The organism is Nocardia sp. NPDC004860 (genome assembly GCF_040609015.1).
Lineage (GTDB): Bacteria > Actinomycetota > Actinomycetes > Mycobacteriales > Mycobacteriaceae > Nocardia.
On sequence record NZ_JBEXJI010000007.1, the window covers coordinates 221,203 to 237,127 of the forward strand.

13 protein-coding genes are annotated in these 15,925 nt (G+C 68.7%); 5 read left to right on the forward strand and 8 right to left on the reverse strand.

The genetic code is table 11. The annotated features are described in order from the left end of the window. Positions 1-38 precede the first annotated feature (38 nt). Together ABZV44_RS17110 and ABZV44_RS17115 are read left to right on the forward strand one after the other, a co-directional pair. Positions 39-1,229: an FAD-dependent oxidoreductase gene (locus ABZV44_RS17110; RefSeq protein WP_354836981.1), complete on the forward strand. Its 1,191-nt coding sequence runs from the start codon at positions 39-41 to the stop codon at positions 1,227-1,229. A gap of 10 nt (positions 1,230-1,239) precedes the next feature. Further along, positions 1,240-2,181 (forward strand): sigma-70 family RNA polymerase sigma factor, encoded by a 942-nt coding sequence (locus ABZV44_RS17115; RefSeq protein WP_354836983.1) that lies wholly within the window; start codon positions 1,240-1,242, stop codon positions 2,179-2,181. Positions 2,182-2,403: 222 nt separating this feature from the next. Here the strand turns inward: ABZV44_RS17115 and ABZV44_RS17120 are convergent, their stop codons facing one another. Continuing rightward, entirely contained in the window at positions 2,404-3,798 is a 1,395-nt protein-coding gene (locus ABZV44_RS17120; protein ID WP_354836986.1) for an FAD-dependent oxidoreductase, read from the reverse strand. Between the two features lie 144 nt (positions 3,799-3,942). Beyond that, positions 3,943-4,554, reverse strand: coding sequence for a helix-turn-helix domain-containing protein (locus ABZV44_RS17125; protein WP_354836989.1), 612 nt, complete (start codon positions 4,552-4,554; stop codon positions 3,943-3,945). Positions 4,555-4,663: 109 nt separating this feature from the next. Between ABZV44_RS17125 and ABZV44_RS17130 the strand changes: the two genes are divergently transcribed. Beyond that, positions 4,664-6,367, forward strand: coding sequence for an FAD-dependent monooxygenase (locus ABZV44_RS17130; RefSeq protein ID WP_354836991.1), 1,704 nt, complete (start codon positions 4,664-4,666; stop codon positions 6,365-6,367). Between the two features lie 31 nt (positions 6,368-6,398). After that, positions 6,399-6,887, forward strand: a complete 489-nt coding sequence (locus ABZV44_RS17135) for an EthD domain-containing protein (protein ID WP_354836993.1) — start codon at positions 6,399-6,401, stop codon at positions 6,885-6,887. Positions 6,888-6,898: 11 nt separating this feature from the next. Here ABZV44_RS17135 and ABZV44_RS17140 read toward each other — a convergent pair whose 3' ends face one another. The 6 genes from ABZV44_RS17140 to ABZV44_RS17165 all read right to left on the reverse strand — a co-directional run bounded on the left by ABZV44_RS17140 (position 6,899) and on the right by ABZV44_RS17165 (position 15,082). Further along, on the reverse strand, positions 6,899-9,112 hold the full coding sequence (locus ABZV44_RS17140) for an MMPL family transporter (protein WP_354836995.1): 2,214 nt from the start codon (positions 9,110-9,112) through the stop codon (positions 6,899-6,901). Between the two features lie 118 nt (positions 9,113-9,230). Then, positions 9,231-10,751 (reverse strand): bifunctional 3-(3-hydroxy-phenyl)propionate/3-hydroxycinnamic acid hydroxylase, encoded by a 1,521-nt coding sequence (locus ABZV44_RS17145; RefSeq protein WP_354836997.1) that lies wholly within the window; start codon positions 10,749-10,751, stop codon positions 9,231-9,233. Next, entirely contained in the window at positions 10,748-11,104 is a 357-nt protein-coding gene (locus ABZV44_RS17150) for a DoxX family protein (RefSeq protein WP_354836999.1), read from the reverse strand. Before ABZV44_RS17150 ends, ABZV44_RS17145 begins: the two co-directional genes overlap by 4 nt. Further along, positions 11,101-13,017, reverse strand: coding sequence for an acyl-CoA synthetase (locus tag ABZV44_RS17155; protein WP_354837001.1), 1,917 nt, complete (start codon positions 13,015-13,017; stop codon positions 11,101-11,103). Before ABZV44_RS17155 ends, ABZV44_RS17150 begins: the two co-directional genes overlap by 4 nt. Continuing rightward, a complete protein-coding gene (locus ABZV44_RS17160; protein ID WP_354837003.1) occupies positions 13,014-13,952 on the reverse strand; it encodes a fumarylacetoacetate hydrolase family protein in 939 nt (312 codons plus the stop codon). The genes ABZV44_RS17155 and ABZV44_RS17160 overlap by 4 nt, the downstream gene beginning before the upstream one ends. Continuing rightward, positions 13,949-15,082: a VOC family protein gene (locus ABZV44_RS17165; protein WP_354837005.1), complete on the reverse strand. Its 1,134-nt coding sequence runs from the start codon at positions 15,080-15,082 to the stop codon at positions 13,949-13,951. Before ABZV44_RS17165 ends, ABZV44_RS17160 begins: the two co-directional genes overlap by 4 nt. Positions 15,083-15,219: 137 nt before the next feature. Here ABZV44_RS17165 and ABZV44_RS17170 point away from each other — a divergent pair, with 137 nt between their 5' ends. Continuing rightward, entirely contained in the window at positions 15,220-15,879 is a 660-nt protein-coding gene (locus tag ABZV44_RS17170) for a TetR/AcrR family transcriptional regulator (protein WP_354837007.1), read from the forward strand. Positions 15,880-15,925: the final 46 nt, after the last annotated feature.

Sequence of the window (15,925 nt, forward strand, 5' to 3'; positions counted from 1 at the left end):
CTCGTTCAGGGGGCACGCGAACCAGACAGGAGCGAACCATGCAGCACCGAATCGTCGTCCTCGGGGCCGGATACGCCGGGGCTTTCTCCGCCGGATATCTCGCCCGCCAACTCCATTCCGACGACTTCGACATCACCGTCGTCAATGCCGAACCCGATTTCGTCGAGCGGCTGCGCCTGCATCAGCTCGCCGCCGGGCACGATCTCCGCCACCGGCCGCTGGCGGAAGTGTTCGCGGGCACCGGCATCCGGCTGCGAGTGGCACGGGTGACCGACGTCGACGCGGCGCACCGGACCGTCACGGTCGCCGACGGCGAGCGCATCGATCGGCTCGAATACGACACCCTGCTCTACACGCTCGGCAGCACGGCCGCCGACCACGGCGTTCCCGGCGTCGATCAGTACGCCTTCCACGTGGCCGCGCGGCCATCCGCACTGCGCCTGCGGGTACGGCTGGATGAGCTGGGCGAGGACGGAAGGGTGCTGGTCGTCGGCGGCAACTTGACCGCGATCGAGGCCGCCACCGAGATCGCGGAAGCCCGTCCGGGACTTCGGGTCGGCCTCGCAACCAGCAGCGAACTGGGCGGCCGGCTGGGCCCGAAGGCCCGTCGCCATCTGCTGCGCGCCTTCGACCGGTTCGGCATCACGATCCATGAGCACACCACTATCGAGCGCGTCGAGCAGACCGCGGTGGTCGCCGCGGACGGCACCGTTCTCGCCTCCGACGCGACCGTGTGGGCCGCCGGCTTCGCCGTCCACCCGATCGCCGCCGACAGCGGACTCACGGTGGAAGCCAATGGCCAGATCACGGTCGACCGTCAGATGCGGTCGGTCTCGCACCCGGATGTCTACGCCGCCGGCGACAGCGCCTTCGCCATCGGCGAGAACGGTCATCCCCTGCCGATGTCCTGTGCCTCCGCGGGATACACGGCCATACAGGCGACGGCCGCGATCATCGGGGACCGGACAGGGCGCAAGATCAAGGCGACCGCGCTGACCTACTACGGCAACCACATCAGCCTCGGACGCAAAGACGCGATCTACCAACTGGTCGACGGTGAGGCCCGCTCCAAGCCCGGAGCCCTGCGCGGCCGGCCGGCGGCGCGGGTCAAGTCGGCGATCGTTGCGGCCAGCGGCTGGGCCATCAGCCACCCGGCCCTCGGAAAGCCGAGTCACACCTACCGTTCGGCCGCCGCCCGGGAGCTCTTGCCCGAGCTGGTCGCTCGATAAAGTCGCGCCCATGGACACCGCCACCGTGGCGCGATTCGAGGCCAGCCGGAATCGACTGGCCTCGATCGCCTACCGTCTGCTCGGCTCGGCCGCCGACGCCGAGGACACGGTGCAGGACGCGTTCCTGCGGTGGCAGGCCGCCGACCGGGAGTACGTCGAGGTGCCCGAGGCCTGGCTGACCAAGATCGTCACCAACCTCGCCCTCGACCGGCTCCGTTCGGCGCAGGTGCGGCGCGAACGCGCGGTCGGCGCCTGGATGCCCGAACCGCTCCTGGACAGCGACCCGATGCTGGGCCCCGCCGACACCGTCGAGCAGCGCGAATCGGTGACGCTGGCGGTGCTTACGCTCATGGAGCGGCTGTCGCCGGTCGAACGCGCCGTGTACGTTCTGCGCGAGGCGTTTTCATACAGCCACGCCGAGATCGCCGAGATCCTCGGCATCACCGAGTCCGGGAGTCAGCAACACGCCCGCCGAGCCCGGCGGCGAATCACCGCCGCCGGCAATGGAACTCACCTCGACCATGCCACCGCGCGTCGAGTCGTCGAGGCGTTCGTCGATGCCGCCGCCTCGGGCCGGACCGAACAGCTGGTCGCGCTGCTGACCGATGACGCGACCGGCATCTCCGACGGCGCCGGGCTCGGGTTGGCCCGGAAGCTGATCCGGTACGCGAACCCGGAGCGGATCGCCGGCGCGGTGCGGACCGGCTTCACACCGTCTGCGGCCAAGCGCAGGCTCGCCGGCGGCTCACCCTCGATCCACGCCGCCGTGGTCAACCACTGCCCGGCCATGCTCGTCACGCTCGACAACCGGGTCGTGGGCGTCGCGATCCTGGAGATCCGTGACGACAAGATCGCCACTGTGCGTGGCATCGCCGCCCCGGACCGACTCGCTCGCCTCACCGGGGAATGGCATCGGCAGGAGCATGACGCCCCGCTCATCGAATCCTGGTGACCGGAAGAAAGAGCTGGTCCCGCCTGGCCTTCAGCGCACCCATCCGCCGCGGACATCGGAACCTCGACCGTCGGCTCCGCGCTTGCGTATCACCAGGATTCGGTGCGGCGGGCCGCCACAGCCGCTCTGCTGCGAACACCCGACCAGGACATCGACGCCCGCGCAGCGCCCCGGCGCAAGTCACGGTGCGCAAGATCGGGCTGTTTCGATCCGGAGGTCGGTTCACTTCGTGCGATTGCTCTCCATGGCGTCGCGGCGGACCGCCGTGACGGCTTTGCGGGCGGCGACCTGGATGGGGTCCCAGACCGGGGAGAAAGGTGGGGCGTAGCCGAGGTCGAGGGCGACGATCTGGTCGACGGTGAGGCGGGCGGTGAGGGCCACGGCGGCGATGTCGATGCGCTTGCCCGCCCCTTCGCGGCCGACGATCTGGACACCGAGCAGGCGGCCGGTGCGGCGTTCGGCGAGCATTTTCACCGTCATGGGTGCGGTGCCGGGGAAATAGCCGGAGCGGCTGGTGGATTCGATGGTGACGGTGACGAATTGCAGGCCGACCGCGCGGGCGTCGCGTTCACGCAGGCCGGTGCGGGCGACCTCCAGGTCGCACACCTTGCTGACCGCGGTGCCCACCACGCCGGGGAAGGTGGCGTAGTCGCCACCGACGCCGGAACCGATGACCTGGCCGTGCTTGTTGGCGTGCGTACCGAGGGGGATGTGGCGTTCGGAGCCGGAGACGAGGTCGAGCACCTCGACGCAATCGCCTCCGGCCCAGATGTTCTCGTGTCCGCGCACCCGCATGGCGAGATCGGTCAGCAGACCACCGGACTCCCCCAGCGGGAGACCGGCCGCACGGGCGAGGTCGGTGGCGGGTCGGACGCCGATACCGAGAACCACCACATCGGCGGGGTATCGGGCATCAGCCGTGGCGACGCCGGTGACCCGGCCCTGCGCATCGGTGTGGACGGCCGTCAGCTCCGCGTTGTCGATGACCTGAATCCCCATGCCCTGCATGGCCTTCCGGATCAGCACACCCATATCCGGATCGAGGGTGGACATGGGCTCGGCGCTGCGATTGAGCATGGTGACCTGGAATCCCCGCTGGAGTAACGCCTCCGCCATCTCCACACCGATGTACCCCGCACCCACCACCACCGCCCGCCGGCCCGCGATCGACTCGAGGGTGGCGATGAGGGCTTGTCCATCGTCGAGTGTCTGCACCCCGTGCACCCCGGCCGCGTCGATGCCGGGCAGCGCGGGCCGGATCGGCGTCGCACCGGTGGCGATCACGAGTTTGTCGTAGCCGGTCCAGCTCTCCCGGCCGGTGCCGAGCTCGCGAGACCTCACCCGCCGCCCGGCGACATCGATCTCCACGACCTCGGTTCCCAGCCGCAGATCGATGTCCCGCGCCCGATGCTCGGCGGGCGTCCGCGCGATGAGATCGTCCGGGCCGCCGACGTCCCCGCCCACCCAGTACGGGATCCCGCACGCCGAGTACGAGGTGAAGTGCCCCCGCTCGAAAACGACGATCTCGAGCTCCCCCACGCCCTTCAACCTGCGAGCCTGTGACGCCGCCGCCATTCCCGCAGCATCCCCGCCGATGATCACCACGCATTCACCCATGCCTCACACGTTACGAGCGTTACGGCACTGCCGGCCGGTGCCCTGGCATCATGCACGGCGAACTGATAGTCTCATCACATTTGAATGAATAGATCAGGAGATGAGGTGGCATGCCTGTCCGCCACAAGCCATCGAGGGACCCGATCAGACTTCGAAGGCGGTGGCCGGCAACGGACTCGCGGCGATCCGGCGCGCCTCGTCGTGCGGAACCCCCAGGGCGCACAGCATGAGTTCGGCGGCCCCCGCCGCCGCGTCGCGCCATGACTGGTGACCCTCCAGCACCATCCACATGGCGCTGACCACGGTACCCATCAGCATGGAGGCGATACTCAGCTCCATTCCGGGTGCGACGACATAACGGCCGGAGGCGATTCCAGCGGCCACGTCCCGCATCGGCGGGCCGGTCAGCATCTCGCGCAACGACTCGTCGGTCAGCGCGAACCGCACGACGAAGCGGCCCGCCGCGGGGTTCTCGTGCGCCATCCGCACGATCATGCGGGTACCGGTGGACAGCCGCAGCGGCGGGTCGAGGTCACCGTGAGCATCCATCGCCTGCGCGTTGGCACTGTGCAGTTCGAAGGCGAGCTGGGCGCGGACCTGCTCGAAGAGCTGCTCGATGGACTCGACATTGCGGTAGAGCGTGCCCCGGGCGACGCCGGCTTCGGTCGCCAGCTCGCTCATGGTCAGATCCACGCTGCCACGCTCGGCGAACAGCCGCAGTGCCGCCGCGTTGATCCGCCGCCGAGTCGCACTCATCACCCCTCCTTCGCCAGCTCGACAGTACAGAACCGTCCCAGGCGGGCCAAACCCGAAACTCTTGAGACGCTCTTGACTCAAATTGAACACTACTGTTCAATCTACGGCTATGACCGAAACCACATCGGTGCTCGTGGTCGGCGCGGGGCCGGTAGGCCTGACACTGGCCCTGGAGCTCGACTTCCATGGCGTGGAAACCCTTCTGGTAGAGCGCAATTCGACCACCACGCGGCATCCGAAGATGGACATCACCAACAGCCGCAGTATGGAGTTGTACCGGCGGCTCGGCATTGCCGACGACCTGCGCAAGGTGGCGACGCCGCCCGATCATCGGACCACCGTGGTCTGGGCGAGCAATGCGGTCGGATGGGAACTGGCGAAGTTCGAGTACCCGAGTGTCGAGGAGTCCTTCGAGGCGATCGGCCGACGCGTCGACGGCGCTCTCCCACTGGAACCGGCCATGCGCGTGTCCCAGATCATCCTCGAGCCCGCGCTTCGGGACCAGCTGCGGGCCAGGTCCCGGCACGTCGAGGTGCAATACGGTTGGGCGCTGGACAGTTTCACCGAGGACACGGAGGGCGTCACGGCCCAGCTGGTGTCCGGGACCGGCGAACGCCGCACGGTGCGCGCCCGCTACCTGGTGGGATGCGACGGCGCGGGCAGCCGGGTCCGGCGGCACCTCGGGATCGGTCTCGACGAGGTCGATCTGCGCCGGCTGCTGGCGCGGGAGCTCGGAATTCCCCGGCTCGCAAGGACTTTCACGCGGACGTTCCTGGCCGGCGGGCAGCGGCCCCCGGACGGCCGGTTCTACCTGGTGCATTTCACGACTCCCGATCGCGAGATCGCCGCCCGCTTCGGCACCGTGTGGCATCTGCAGTCACCCGAGGGCTGGACCGTCATCTCCCAGAACGACGGCGACACCTGGACCCTGCACGCTCCCCTGAGCATGGGCGCCGACGCGGACAGCATCGACCCGCGTGAATTCGTATTCCGCTGTCTCGGATACCGGTTCGAGATGACCGTCCTGGTCGCCAATGCCTGGACGCCCCGGCTCACCGTCGCCGAGTCGTATGGCCGCGGCCGGGTCTGGCTGGCCGGTGATGCCGCCCACCAGGTGACGCCCGCGGGCGGCTACGGCATGAACACCGGCGTCGGCGATGCCGTCGGGCTGGGCTGGGCGCTGGCCGCCCGGTTGCAGGGATGGGGCGGACCGCGCCTGCTCGAGGCGTACGAGCGGGAACGCCGCCCCGTCGCCCTCCCTAACCGCGAGGCGTCCGCCCGGCACACCGTCGTCCGCGGCGCCATCATGGCCGCGTCCCGCGCCACCATGCACAGCGAACGCTGGTTCGGCGCGCGTACCCGCCGGCGGATCGGCCGCGAGATCAGCGATCTGGGCAATCTCGAAAACGAAGCGCTGGGAATCGAACTCGGCTACCGCTACGACCACTCCCCCATCGTGTGCCGAGACACCGAGGACCGGGCCCCGCGGCAGCGGATGGACGAATACCTGCCCGGCACCTGGCCCGGAGCGCGGCCGCCCAGCCTGCGGCTCGCCGACGGCACCGCGATCTTCGACCTGTTCGGCCGCGGCTTCACCCTGCTGCGCTTCGCGGATCACGACGTCGACGGCTTTCGGATCGCGGCCGCTGAACGAAAGGTGCCGCTCGACATCGTGGATATCCGCGACCCGCACGCCCGCGCCCTCTACCAGCGCGACCTCGTACTCATTCGTCCCGACCAGCACGTGGCCTGGCGCGGCAACGCCGCACCGGCCGGGCCACTGGCGGTCATCGACCGCGTACGCGGCGCGTGAAAGATCCCCGACGACAACGGAGAAGATGACAGTGAACACCCCTGAAAACGCCGGTTCGAGAAGGGCTTTCATGGTCGGCGCGGCGGCGGCGGGCCTCGCGGCCGCCCTGGCCTCCGGCCTCCCCACGGCAGCCGCGGACACCTCGACCGATGCGATCAAGATGACGTGCGCCCTCCGCCGCCGGGCCGACCTGACGCCCGAACAGTTCCACGACTATTGGCTGAATCACCACGGCCCCTTCGCCGCGGAGCAGATCAAGATCCTCGGCGGCTACCGCTACGTGCAGAGCCACATCCTGGATTCTCCGCAGAACGCCCTGCTCGCCAGCACCCGCGGTACCGGCGAGCCCTACGACGGCATCGTGGAAGTGTGGTTCCCCTCGGAACAGGCCATGCTCGCGGGCATCGCGACCCCGGACGGAATCCAGGCCAACCAGCGACTCGCCGATGACGAGAAGAACTTCATCGATCTCGCTCGCTCCTCATACTTCTTGACCACGGAGCACGTCATGCTCGGCTAGCCGCGTCGCGATCAGTTGGTGACTGCCCGCGGCGCTTCGGTTTCGGTGTCGTGCGCGAGGCGGCGTTCGAGTTCGGCGCCTTCGATGTCGAAGTCGGGCACGTAGCGGGCGAACCAGCGCGGGTGGTACCACATGCGATCACCGATCAGGGCCATGACCGCGGGCACCAGGGTCAGCCGGACGATGAAGGCGTCCAGCAGCACACCGACCGCGAGCGTGAACGCCAACGGTTTGACGATCGGGTTGTCGACGGTGGCGAAGGCGACGAAGACGCCGAACATGATCAGCGCCGCGGCCGTGACGACGCGCGCCGAGTGCGCGATGCCGTTGCGCACCGCGGCGGTCGCGTCCGCGGTACGGGTGTGCTCCTCTTTGATGCGGGACACCACGAAGATCTGGTAATCGCTCGACAGCCCGAAGATGATGGCCAGGGTGATGATCGGCAGGAAGCTCAGCGTTTCCGCCTTGGTCACATGCAAAAGGCTTGCGCCCCATCCCCATTGGAAGACCGCGACCTGCGCGCCGAGCGCAGCGAACACCGAGAGGATGAACCCGACGATCGAGGACAGCGGTACCAGGACGGTCCGGAAGGCGATGGTCAGCAGCACCAGCGCCAGACCCACGACGACGACGAGGAAGACCGGCAGCGCCTCGCCCAAGCGGCGTGAGGTATCGATGTTCGCCGCAGTGGCGCCGCCGACCAGATACGTTGCCCCGGAGCCGCTCTCGATGGTCGCGCGGTCATCGCGCAGGCGGGTGACCAGATCGGCGGTCGCGCTGTCGTCGGGACCGGTCTTGGGTACCACCTGGATCAGGACCAGGTTGTCGCCCGTGCCCGCGGGCTGCACCACCGCGACGTCGGGCTCCTGCTGCAACCGGCCCATCACGGTCCGCGCCGCGTCCGGGCCGGTGGCGTGCGAGAGGTCGGTCACCACCAGCAGCGCCCCGTTGAACCCGGGACCGAACGACCGGCTCACCAGGTCATACGCCCTGCGGGCCGTGCTGGACTCCGATTGCGTTGCGCCACTCGGTAATCCGAGATCCATACGGGTGGCGGGAAGCGCGATCACCACCAGCACCGCGATGCCCAGCACCAGCAATGGAATCCGGAAGCGAGTGACGAACCGTCCCCAGGCGTGGCCCGCGGTGCGCTCGGGCTCGTAGGCGGCGATGCGCGCCACCTCCTCCGGCTTTCCCGGGTGCAGCGGCGGCGAGATGAACTTGGCGACCGTGCCACCGGCGAGGCTGAGCAGCGCGGGCAGCAGGGTCAGCGCGACGAGCATGGCCACCACGACCGCACCGGCGGCGGTCAGGCCCATGACGGTGAGGAACGGGATGTTCGCGACCGCCAGCCCGCACAGCGCGATGATCACGGTCACCGCCGCGAATACCACCGAACTGCCCGCGGTCCCGACCGCCAGCGGAATCGACTCCGCCACAGCCATTCCCAGCACCACCTGGTGGCGATGCCGGGAAAGGACGAACAGCGCGTAGTCGATCCCGCAGGACAGGCCCAGCATCAGTGCCAGCGAGGTCGCCGCCGACGGCACGTCGGTGTAGGCCGCGATGCCCAGGATGCCGGTGAGACCGATACCCACGCCGACGGCCGCCGTGATGATCGGCAGTCCCGCCGCCACCACCGCGCCGAAGGTGATGAGCAGAATGACGAAGGCCGCGATGACACCGAGCATTTCGGGCGTGTGCGGGATCTCCGCGGTGAAGCCCGGATAGACCGCACCGGAGAACTCGACCTGCAGACCGGTGTCACGCGCCCGGTCGGCGACCCGGGTCACCTGGTCGAGGGTGGACTGCTCGACCTCGCCGGCCGAGGCGGAGAACTGCACGCTGCCCAGGGCGACGTGTTGATCCGGTGAGACCGCTTCGGCCTGGAACGGGTCGACCACCGCGGCGACCTGCGGCAGCCCCTTCAACTGGGCCATCATCTGCTCGATCTCGCCGGCCACCGGTTGATCGGTCACCTTGGCCAGGTTCGACGTCGCGAACACGACCTGCATCTGCGCACCCGAGAAAGCGGGCATCCGCTGCTGCAGCAAGGAGACCGCGTCCTGCGATTCGGTGCCCGGAACCGTGAAATTGTCGTTGGTCTTTCCGCCCGTCGCGGCGGCGAATCCGATGGCGGCGGCCAGCAGCACGATCCATATCGCCAGCACCCACCAGCGGCGGCGGACGGCGATCTGGCCGAGTGCGTACAGATAGCGGGACATGCGGGTCCTCTCATGGAGACACCATCCGACCAGCAATCACAGACCTATCGGTACGGTAACACGTCAGATGATGATTTCCTCATAAACGTTGCAATGGTCAGCAACCGGCTCGTCACCTTCACGCCGGTGCGCCCGGATGGAAAGCAGGCGACGCCGCGCACAATGACGGCACATCTCCGCAGGACTGGACGGTGCCGTCCGGGCGGACCAGAGCCGCGACGGCACGACCCTGCCTCACCCAACGATGCAGTTCGGTGCCCGGCTCCGCGACGACGATGAACCCGCCGCGCTGCTCGACGACCAGTCGGCACTCCGGCGCGGGCTCGCGCACGGTGATGACGGTGTAGCGCCCGTTCATGGCCTCGTCGAGACGGCGGCCGTCGGCGAGCCGGGCGTTGGGAACCAGCCGGCCCGTCAACCGCCGGCGCAGGCGCGGCCCGCGCCCAGGACCCGAGAGGTGCAGGGGCGGAGATTCGCCGCTGGTGATGATGTGGGTGAGGCCGGGAATCCGGTGCAGACGCGGTGCCAGCAGACCGCGCAGGCGGTTGCCCAGTTCACCACCGTCCGTCATGGTGACGCCGATGAGCTTGGCCAGCCGGATCATGGCCCGTGCGTGTGGTTTCCGCTCCGCCTCGTAGGTATCGAGCACGTCTTCGGGGAGTTCCCCGCGCAGCACGCCCGCCAGTTTCCACGCGAGGTTGGCCGCGTCGCGCAGGCCCGCGCCCATGCCCTGGCCGATGAACGGCGGGGTCAGGTGCGCGGCATCGCCGAGCAGGAACACCCGGCCCCGGCGCCAGCGGTCGGCCAACTGGGCACGGAAGGTGTATTCCGCGACGCGGATCAGTTCGAGATCCGCCGCCGGAACACCGCCGAGCCACGGGTCGAGCAATGGGCGCAGCCGAACGGGGTCGTCGAAGTCGGCGACGGTCTCGCCGAGCCGGAGCCGGAATTCCCAGCGGTAGCGGGTTTTTCCGATCCGCATGAACGTGGCGGCGCGCGCCGGATCGCACACCTGGTGCACGCCTTCCCACTGCCCCAGATCCCGCGGCGTGGCGACGTCCACCACCAGCCAGCGCTGGTCGAATCGCAGATCCCGCATGCGTGTGCCGATCGCGCCGCGGACAACGCCGTTGGCACCGTCGCAGCCCAATACATAACGCGCACACACAGATTCGGCATCGCCGGTCACGCGATCGGTGAAATCAACTCGGACACCGCCTGATTCCTGGGCGACGGCGGTGACTTCGACGTCACCACGCAAGGTCACCCGCGGATACCGCTTCAGATTGACCCGCAGGATCGCCTCCAGTTCCGGCTGGTCGAACAGGTTCGCCTCCGGATACCCGCTGTGCCCACCGGCCAGGTCGCGATCGAACTGGGCCAGCACCCGCCCGCTCGGGTCGATGAGCCGCAGCCCCAGGGCGGGCCGGGAGATCCCGTCGAATTCCCGGCCGACTCCCAGACGTTCCAGGATCCGGCGGATCTCGCCGTCGAGGTGCACTGCCCGCGGTTGCGGATAGACGTCGGTCCACCGCTCCAGCACGAGGGTGTCGATCCCCTGGTGCGCGAGCAATGTGGCCGCGGTGATACCGGCCGGGCCCGCGCCGACGACCACCACCGGGATCATCGCGGTGCTCACGGCGAAACCCCCGCCAGCGCAGCCAGATAGCCGAGCGTGACCAGTCCGGTGACCACCGCGGGCGCGTACTCCGCCATGGCGTCGCCGTTGCGGACATGTGCGACCACGGCACCGGTCATCAACAGTGCCAGGCCGATTCCCGCGGCGATCCCGATCGGCGGCCGGGCCAGACCGATCAGCAGCCCACTCGCGCCGGCGATTTCGAGCGCTCCGATGCCCCGGTAGGCGGCGGTGGAGTAGCCCAGACGCGCGGCGCGTTCCCGCATCGGCCCGAGGGCGAGCGTCTTGGCCGCACCGAAGGACAGGAACTCCATGGTGAGCATCGCGGCCAGCACGGTCGACACGATCGTCATTGGTGCACCTCGACCTTCCAGGTGATCGCGTAGCGACCGAGAATCGCCTCGACGGACCCCTCGGCGGCCCCGGGGCCGAGCTCGACGACGGTCACGATCGCGCCGTCCTCGGCCTGCGCGGTGACATCGAGTACCGCCTCGACTCCGGCCAGCGCATCCAGTACCTCGCGACGAGTGGCGTCGGCGCGCAGGCCGAGCTTGTACGGCTTGCCGACGTCGGTCACCGGCAGGACATCCAGCACCGTCACGGTTTTCGGCGCGGCCGCGCGTTCGGGCACCCGCTCCCCCGCCCAGGCGACGAGCTCCGCCTCGCTCACCTCCGCGCCGGGCACCAGGGTCACATACGCCACGGGTACCTCACCGGCGTGCACGTCCGGGCGGCCGACCGCGCCCGCCGAGGTCACCTGCGGGTGGGACAGGAGCGCGTCCTCGATGACCGCCGGATCGAGATTGTGCCCGCCGCGAATGATGAGATCCTTTGCGCGACCGTGTAGATGAACGAATCCGTCGGCGTCGACATGCGCGAGATCGCCGGTGCTCAGCCACCCGTCGACCACGGCACCGAGCCCGTCCAGCAGGTGCCCGTGCTCGCTGCGGCCGGTCACGTAACCGGCGAAGACCGTGGGCCCGCCGATCACCAATATGCCGATCTCACCGGCGGGAAGTTCGGTCCAGACGCCGTCCTCGGGCGTGCGAACGACCTTGACCTGCTGATAGGGCATGCGCTGTCCGACCGAGCCGGGACGCGGCAGATCCGGGAAGCTGCGGGCGGTCGCGCACGTCGCCTCGGTGAGGCCATAGCCTTCGACCAGTGTGACCCCGGTGTGCGCCTGGAAATTCTCGCGCACGGCGGCCGGCAGCGGGGACGCGCCGACCATCGCGTAGCGCAGGCTCGAGATGTCCGCGCCGATCGGGCACTGCGCCAGCACCGCGTACACCGTCGGCACCGCGCTCATGGCCGCGATCCGGTAGTGCGCCACGATATTCCAGAATTCGCCGTAGAGAGCGAAGTCCCGGTATCCGAGCGGCCCGGCCCAGATCACCGACTGGCCGCGGAACAAGGGCGCGAGCAGCGTCACGACGAGCGCGTTGACATGGAACAGCGGCAGCGCGGCGAAGATCACCGCGTCCTCGTCGAGCAGGGAGTTGGCCGCGATCATCCACGCATTGGCAACCTCACCGGACTGCCGGTGCGCGGCCAGTTTCGGCACACCGGTGGTGCCGCCGGTGTGGAACAGGGCCGCCAGATCCGTTGCGGCGGGCGGCTCCCCGGCGAAAGCGTCCCAATCCTGTTCGGCTGCAAGGGCATCGAGATAGCCGATGCGCACACCGTCGATGACAGGCAGCGGTACGGTCTCCGCCGTGACAGCGGTCGGCCGCAACATCAGCACCGCATCCAGCAGACCCCGGGACGCGAGTTCGTGTGCCGACTCCCAGATGTCGGCGGCGAGTTCGGGGCCGGCGGCGATCAGTACCCGAGCGCCGGAACGGTGCAGGAGCTCCGCGATGTGCGCCTGCGACAGGCCGCCATTGATCGGTGCGGCGATGCCCGCCAGCTGCGCGGCCAGCGTGGCGGGGATCAATTCGGCGCAGTTGGGCGCGATCAGGGCGACCGCGTCGGCGCGGCGCACGCCGAGTGTGTGCAGCAGATTGGCATAGCGGTGCACATCGGCGAGCAACTGGGAGTAGGTGCGCCGCACCGGTTCCCGCCACCTCGAGGCATCGGACAGCACGGTGACGGCCGTACGGTCCGGCCACCGCCTCGCGGCGCGCACCAGCAGTGCGTAGGTCGACTCGGGCAGCCCGCGCTCGGCCAGGGCCACCGATTCGATGACGCTCAGGTCCTCCGGACCGGTGTAGCGCGGCCACAGCAGGGCTTCGGCGTCGGTCTCGAGGGTCGGGTTTCCGGTCACCGCGCGTACCTCACGACCGTGCGCTGGCGGCCCAGATCGAGGACACCATCGTCGGTCCCGATGGTCGCCTCGACCACATCGCCGTCCTGGAGGTACTTCGGATTCTTGGCCTGGCCCTCGAAGAACAGCTTCCACTTCAGCTTCGGCGGCAGCAGCGACGCGATGATCTCGACCGGCTTCGGCGGAGCGCTGAGCGCGGTGCCGATCGGAGTTCCGGTCAGCAGCAGGTCTCCGGCGTCCATGCGCTGGAACCGGCTCAAGGCCCGCAGCGTCTCGACCGGCCGGTAGATCATGTCGGCGACCGTCATGTCCTGGCGCACACCTCCGTTCACCCACAGCCGGAGGCGCAGATCGGTGAATCGCTTGATTTCATCGGCGTCCAGCAGCACCAGCGCGGGGCCGGCGGGCGTGAAGGTCGGATACGACTTCGCCTCGTAGAACTGAGTTTTCGGCAACTGCACGTCCCGGGCCGACACGTCGTTCGTCACGACCAGTCCCGCGATGTAGTCGCCGAGGGACTCATCGTCGATCTGAGCGCCGACCGGCATCTCGCGGCCGAACACCAGGCCGATCTCCACCTCGTAGTCCAGCAGCTTCACGTGCGCGGGCCGGATCACGTCGTCGTAGGGGCCGCTGATCGATCCGGAGCTCTTGCGGAAGAAGGTCAGCGGCACGGTCTCGGGGTTCATCCCCGAGTCCTTCACGTGGGATGCGAAGTTCGTCATCTGCGCGACGACCCGACACGGTGCGGTCACCGGAGAGATCAGCGAAAGACCTTCGACCGGAACAAGATCCGGGCTCGCGGCGGCCGCGGCGATCGCTGCCCGATCCGCCAGCAGTTCGCGCGTGGTGGTCGCGACGGTATCGACGCGCGCCGCACCGGCGAGTGTCCGGACCCACCAGGCGTCCGCGGTACGGAGAACGGAAATGCTCATGAGCTGGCTACTTTCAGCAGGCCGCGCAGGCGGCGGAGATCGAATTCGTTGTCCTCGCGCAGCGCGACGAGGATCGAGCGCACTTCCCTGAGCGATTCCCGCCCAGGGGAGAGACCCAGGAAATCCTTGGTGGCGGGCGGCCCCCACTGCGCCAGACCCGACGCGCTCATCGGCGCCCAGCCCGGTTCGAGGGTGCAGTCGAACATGTCGCCGTCACTGAAATGCTCGACCATGAAACCGTCGGGATCCCGCCAGTAGTCGAAGATCTGGCTGCCCTGAATGTGGCGACCGATTCCCCACGACCGCTGATAACCGTGGTCGAGGAGATACTCGCCGCCGGCGGCGAGCGCATCCAGATCGGCGACCTGATAGGCGGAGTGCACATATCGGTTGGACGGCCCGAGGGTGAGCGCCAGCGTGTGATGGTCGGCCGGAGTCGCGCCGCGATCGCAGCGAATGAAGCTCATCACCGGCCCGCGTTCCCGCTGTCCCGGATAGAAGAGGAAGTCGCTGACGATCAGGCCCAGAGAGCGCAGGTACCAGTCGAGAGTCTCCCGGTACCTGGTGGTCTGCACGACGACATGGCCGAGGCGCTGCACCTGCGCCGGAACCCGGGGCGGCCGCCGGGTGGCATTGACACGCAGTATCTCGTGCCCGCTGTTGAACACCTGCGTCTGCTGCGCGGGCAGCCCGGGCAGTTCGTGGGTGTCGGCGACGACTCGGACCCGCAGCCCGCTCGGATCCACCAGATCGAGACCCAGCCCGCCGATAGACTCCGGCAGCGGCTGCGGCCGCCGACCGGTTTCCTCGCCCAGGCGCAGCAGATCGCCGGTCTCGGCGGCCCGGAAAGCCGGGCCGACGAAGCGGGAACGATTACCGCGCCGCACCAGCACACAGGGCGACCCGGCGTCGGTTCCGCGCAGGTGCAATTCCTCGGCTGTCCGCGCCGCGATGGTGAAACCGAAAGCGCGAGAAAAGATCTCGGCATGTTCCAGGTCGGGCTTCTGGAATTCCAGCCAGGCCAGATCGAGCACCTTCACCACCGGATTGCGGGCGCGGCCGGGGTGCTCACCCCGCACTGCGCCCTGCTCACTGTGCAGGCCGTTGTGCACGTCGTGCTGTCCGCTCATCGACCGCTCCCTTCAGGTTCTGACGATATCGTCACTCGCGAACCGATAGTCAGTCAAGACCTTCTGAAAATTTCGTCAGAACTGACCCCGAGCGCTATGCTGGGCGGCCTACGGTGTCAGGGAAGAGGTGGACAGTGATGGTCACGCAATCCGGGCAACCCAATCGCCTGGAGCGCCGGAAGGCGCGTACCCGCGCGGCGCTCGTGAGGGCGGCGCAATCGTTCCTCGCGGCCGGCAAGCTCAGCGTGCCGATCTTGGAGATCACCCAGGCCGCCGACGTCGGGATGGGGTCGTTCTACAACCATTTCCAAACCCGCGAAGAACTGTTCGAGGCCGCGGTCGAGGAAGCGCTCGATCTGTACGGCGTCGTGCTCGACACGCTCTGCGAAAACCTCGACGATCCGGCGCAGGTCTTCGCCCAGAGCTTCCGGCTCACCGGGCGCCTGCACCGCCGCAACCCGATGCTCAGCAAGGTCCTGATCAACAACGGCCTGCAGCTGGCGCGCTCCGAGAAGGGCCTGGCCCCCCGCGCCCGGCGCGATATCGAGGCCGGTGTCCGCGCCGGACGATTCGACGCCCGCGATACCGAGCTGGCCATGACCATCGTCACCGGCGCCGCCATCTGCCTCGGCCAGCTCCTGCACGAGCGGCCCGAACGCGACGACGCCGAGGCGACCGATCAGGTCGCCGAAGACCTGCTGCGCATGTTCGGACTCTCCGCGGATGACGCGCACGAGATCTGCGGGCGTCCCCTGCCATCCCTCGACGCACTGCCACACACCGACACCGCGGCCTGAACCGCGCGTCGGAATCGCACACCGCGCACGCGACGAAGTGGTGTGT

Coding starts and splice junctions, on each gene's coding strand:
- ABZV44_RS17110 (WP_354836981.1), top strand. CDS start 39: ATGCAGCACCGAATCGTCGTCCTCGGGGCCGGATACGCCGGGGCTTTC.
- ABZV44_RS17115 (WP_354836983.1), top strand. CDS start 1,240: ATGGACACCGCCACCGTGGCGCGATTCGAGGCCAGCCGGAATCGACTG.
- ABZV44_RS17120 (WP_354836986.1), bottom strand. CDS start 3,798: ATGGGTGAATGCGTGGTGATCATCGGCGGGGATGCTGCGGGAATGGCG.
- ABZV44_RS17125 (WP_354836989.1), bottom strand. CDS start 4,554: ATGAGTGCGACTCGGCGGCGGATCAACGCGGCGGCACTGCGGCTGTTC.
- ABZV44_RS17130 (WP_354836991.1), top strand. CDS start 4,664: ATGACCGAAACCACATCGGTGCTCGTGGTCGGCGCGGGGCCGGTAGGC.
- ABZV44_RS17140 (WP_354836995.1), bottom strand. CDS start 9,112: ATGTCCCGCTATCTGTACGCACTCGGCCAGATCGCCGTCCGCCGCCGC.
- ABZV44_RS17150 (WP_354836999.1), bottom strand. CDS start 11,104: ATGACGATCGTGTCGACCGTGCTGGCCGCGATGCTCACCATGGAGTTC.
- ABZV44_RS17160 (WP_354837003.1), bottom strand. CDS start 13,952: ATGAGCATTTCCGTTCTCCGTACCGCGGACGCCTGGTGGGTCCGGACA.
- ABZV44_RS17165 (WP_354837005.1), bottom strand. CDS start 15,082: ATGAGCGGACAGCACGACGTGCACAACGGCCTGCACAGTGAGCAGGGC.
- ABZV44_RS17170 (WP_354837007.1), top strand. CDS start 15,220: ATGGTCACGCAATCCGGGCAACCCAATCGCCTGGAGCGCCGGAAGGCG.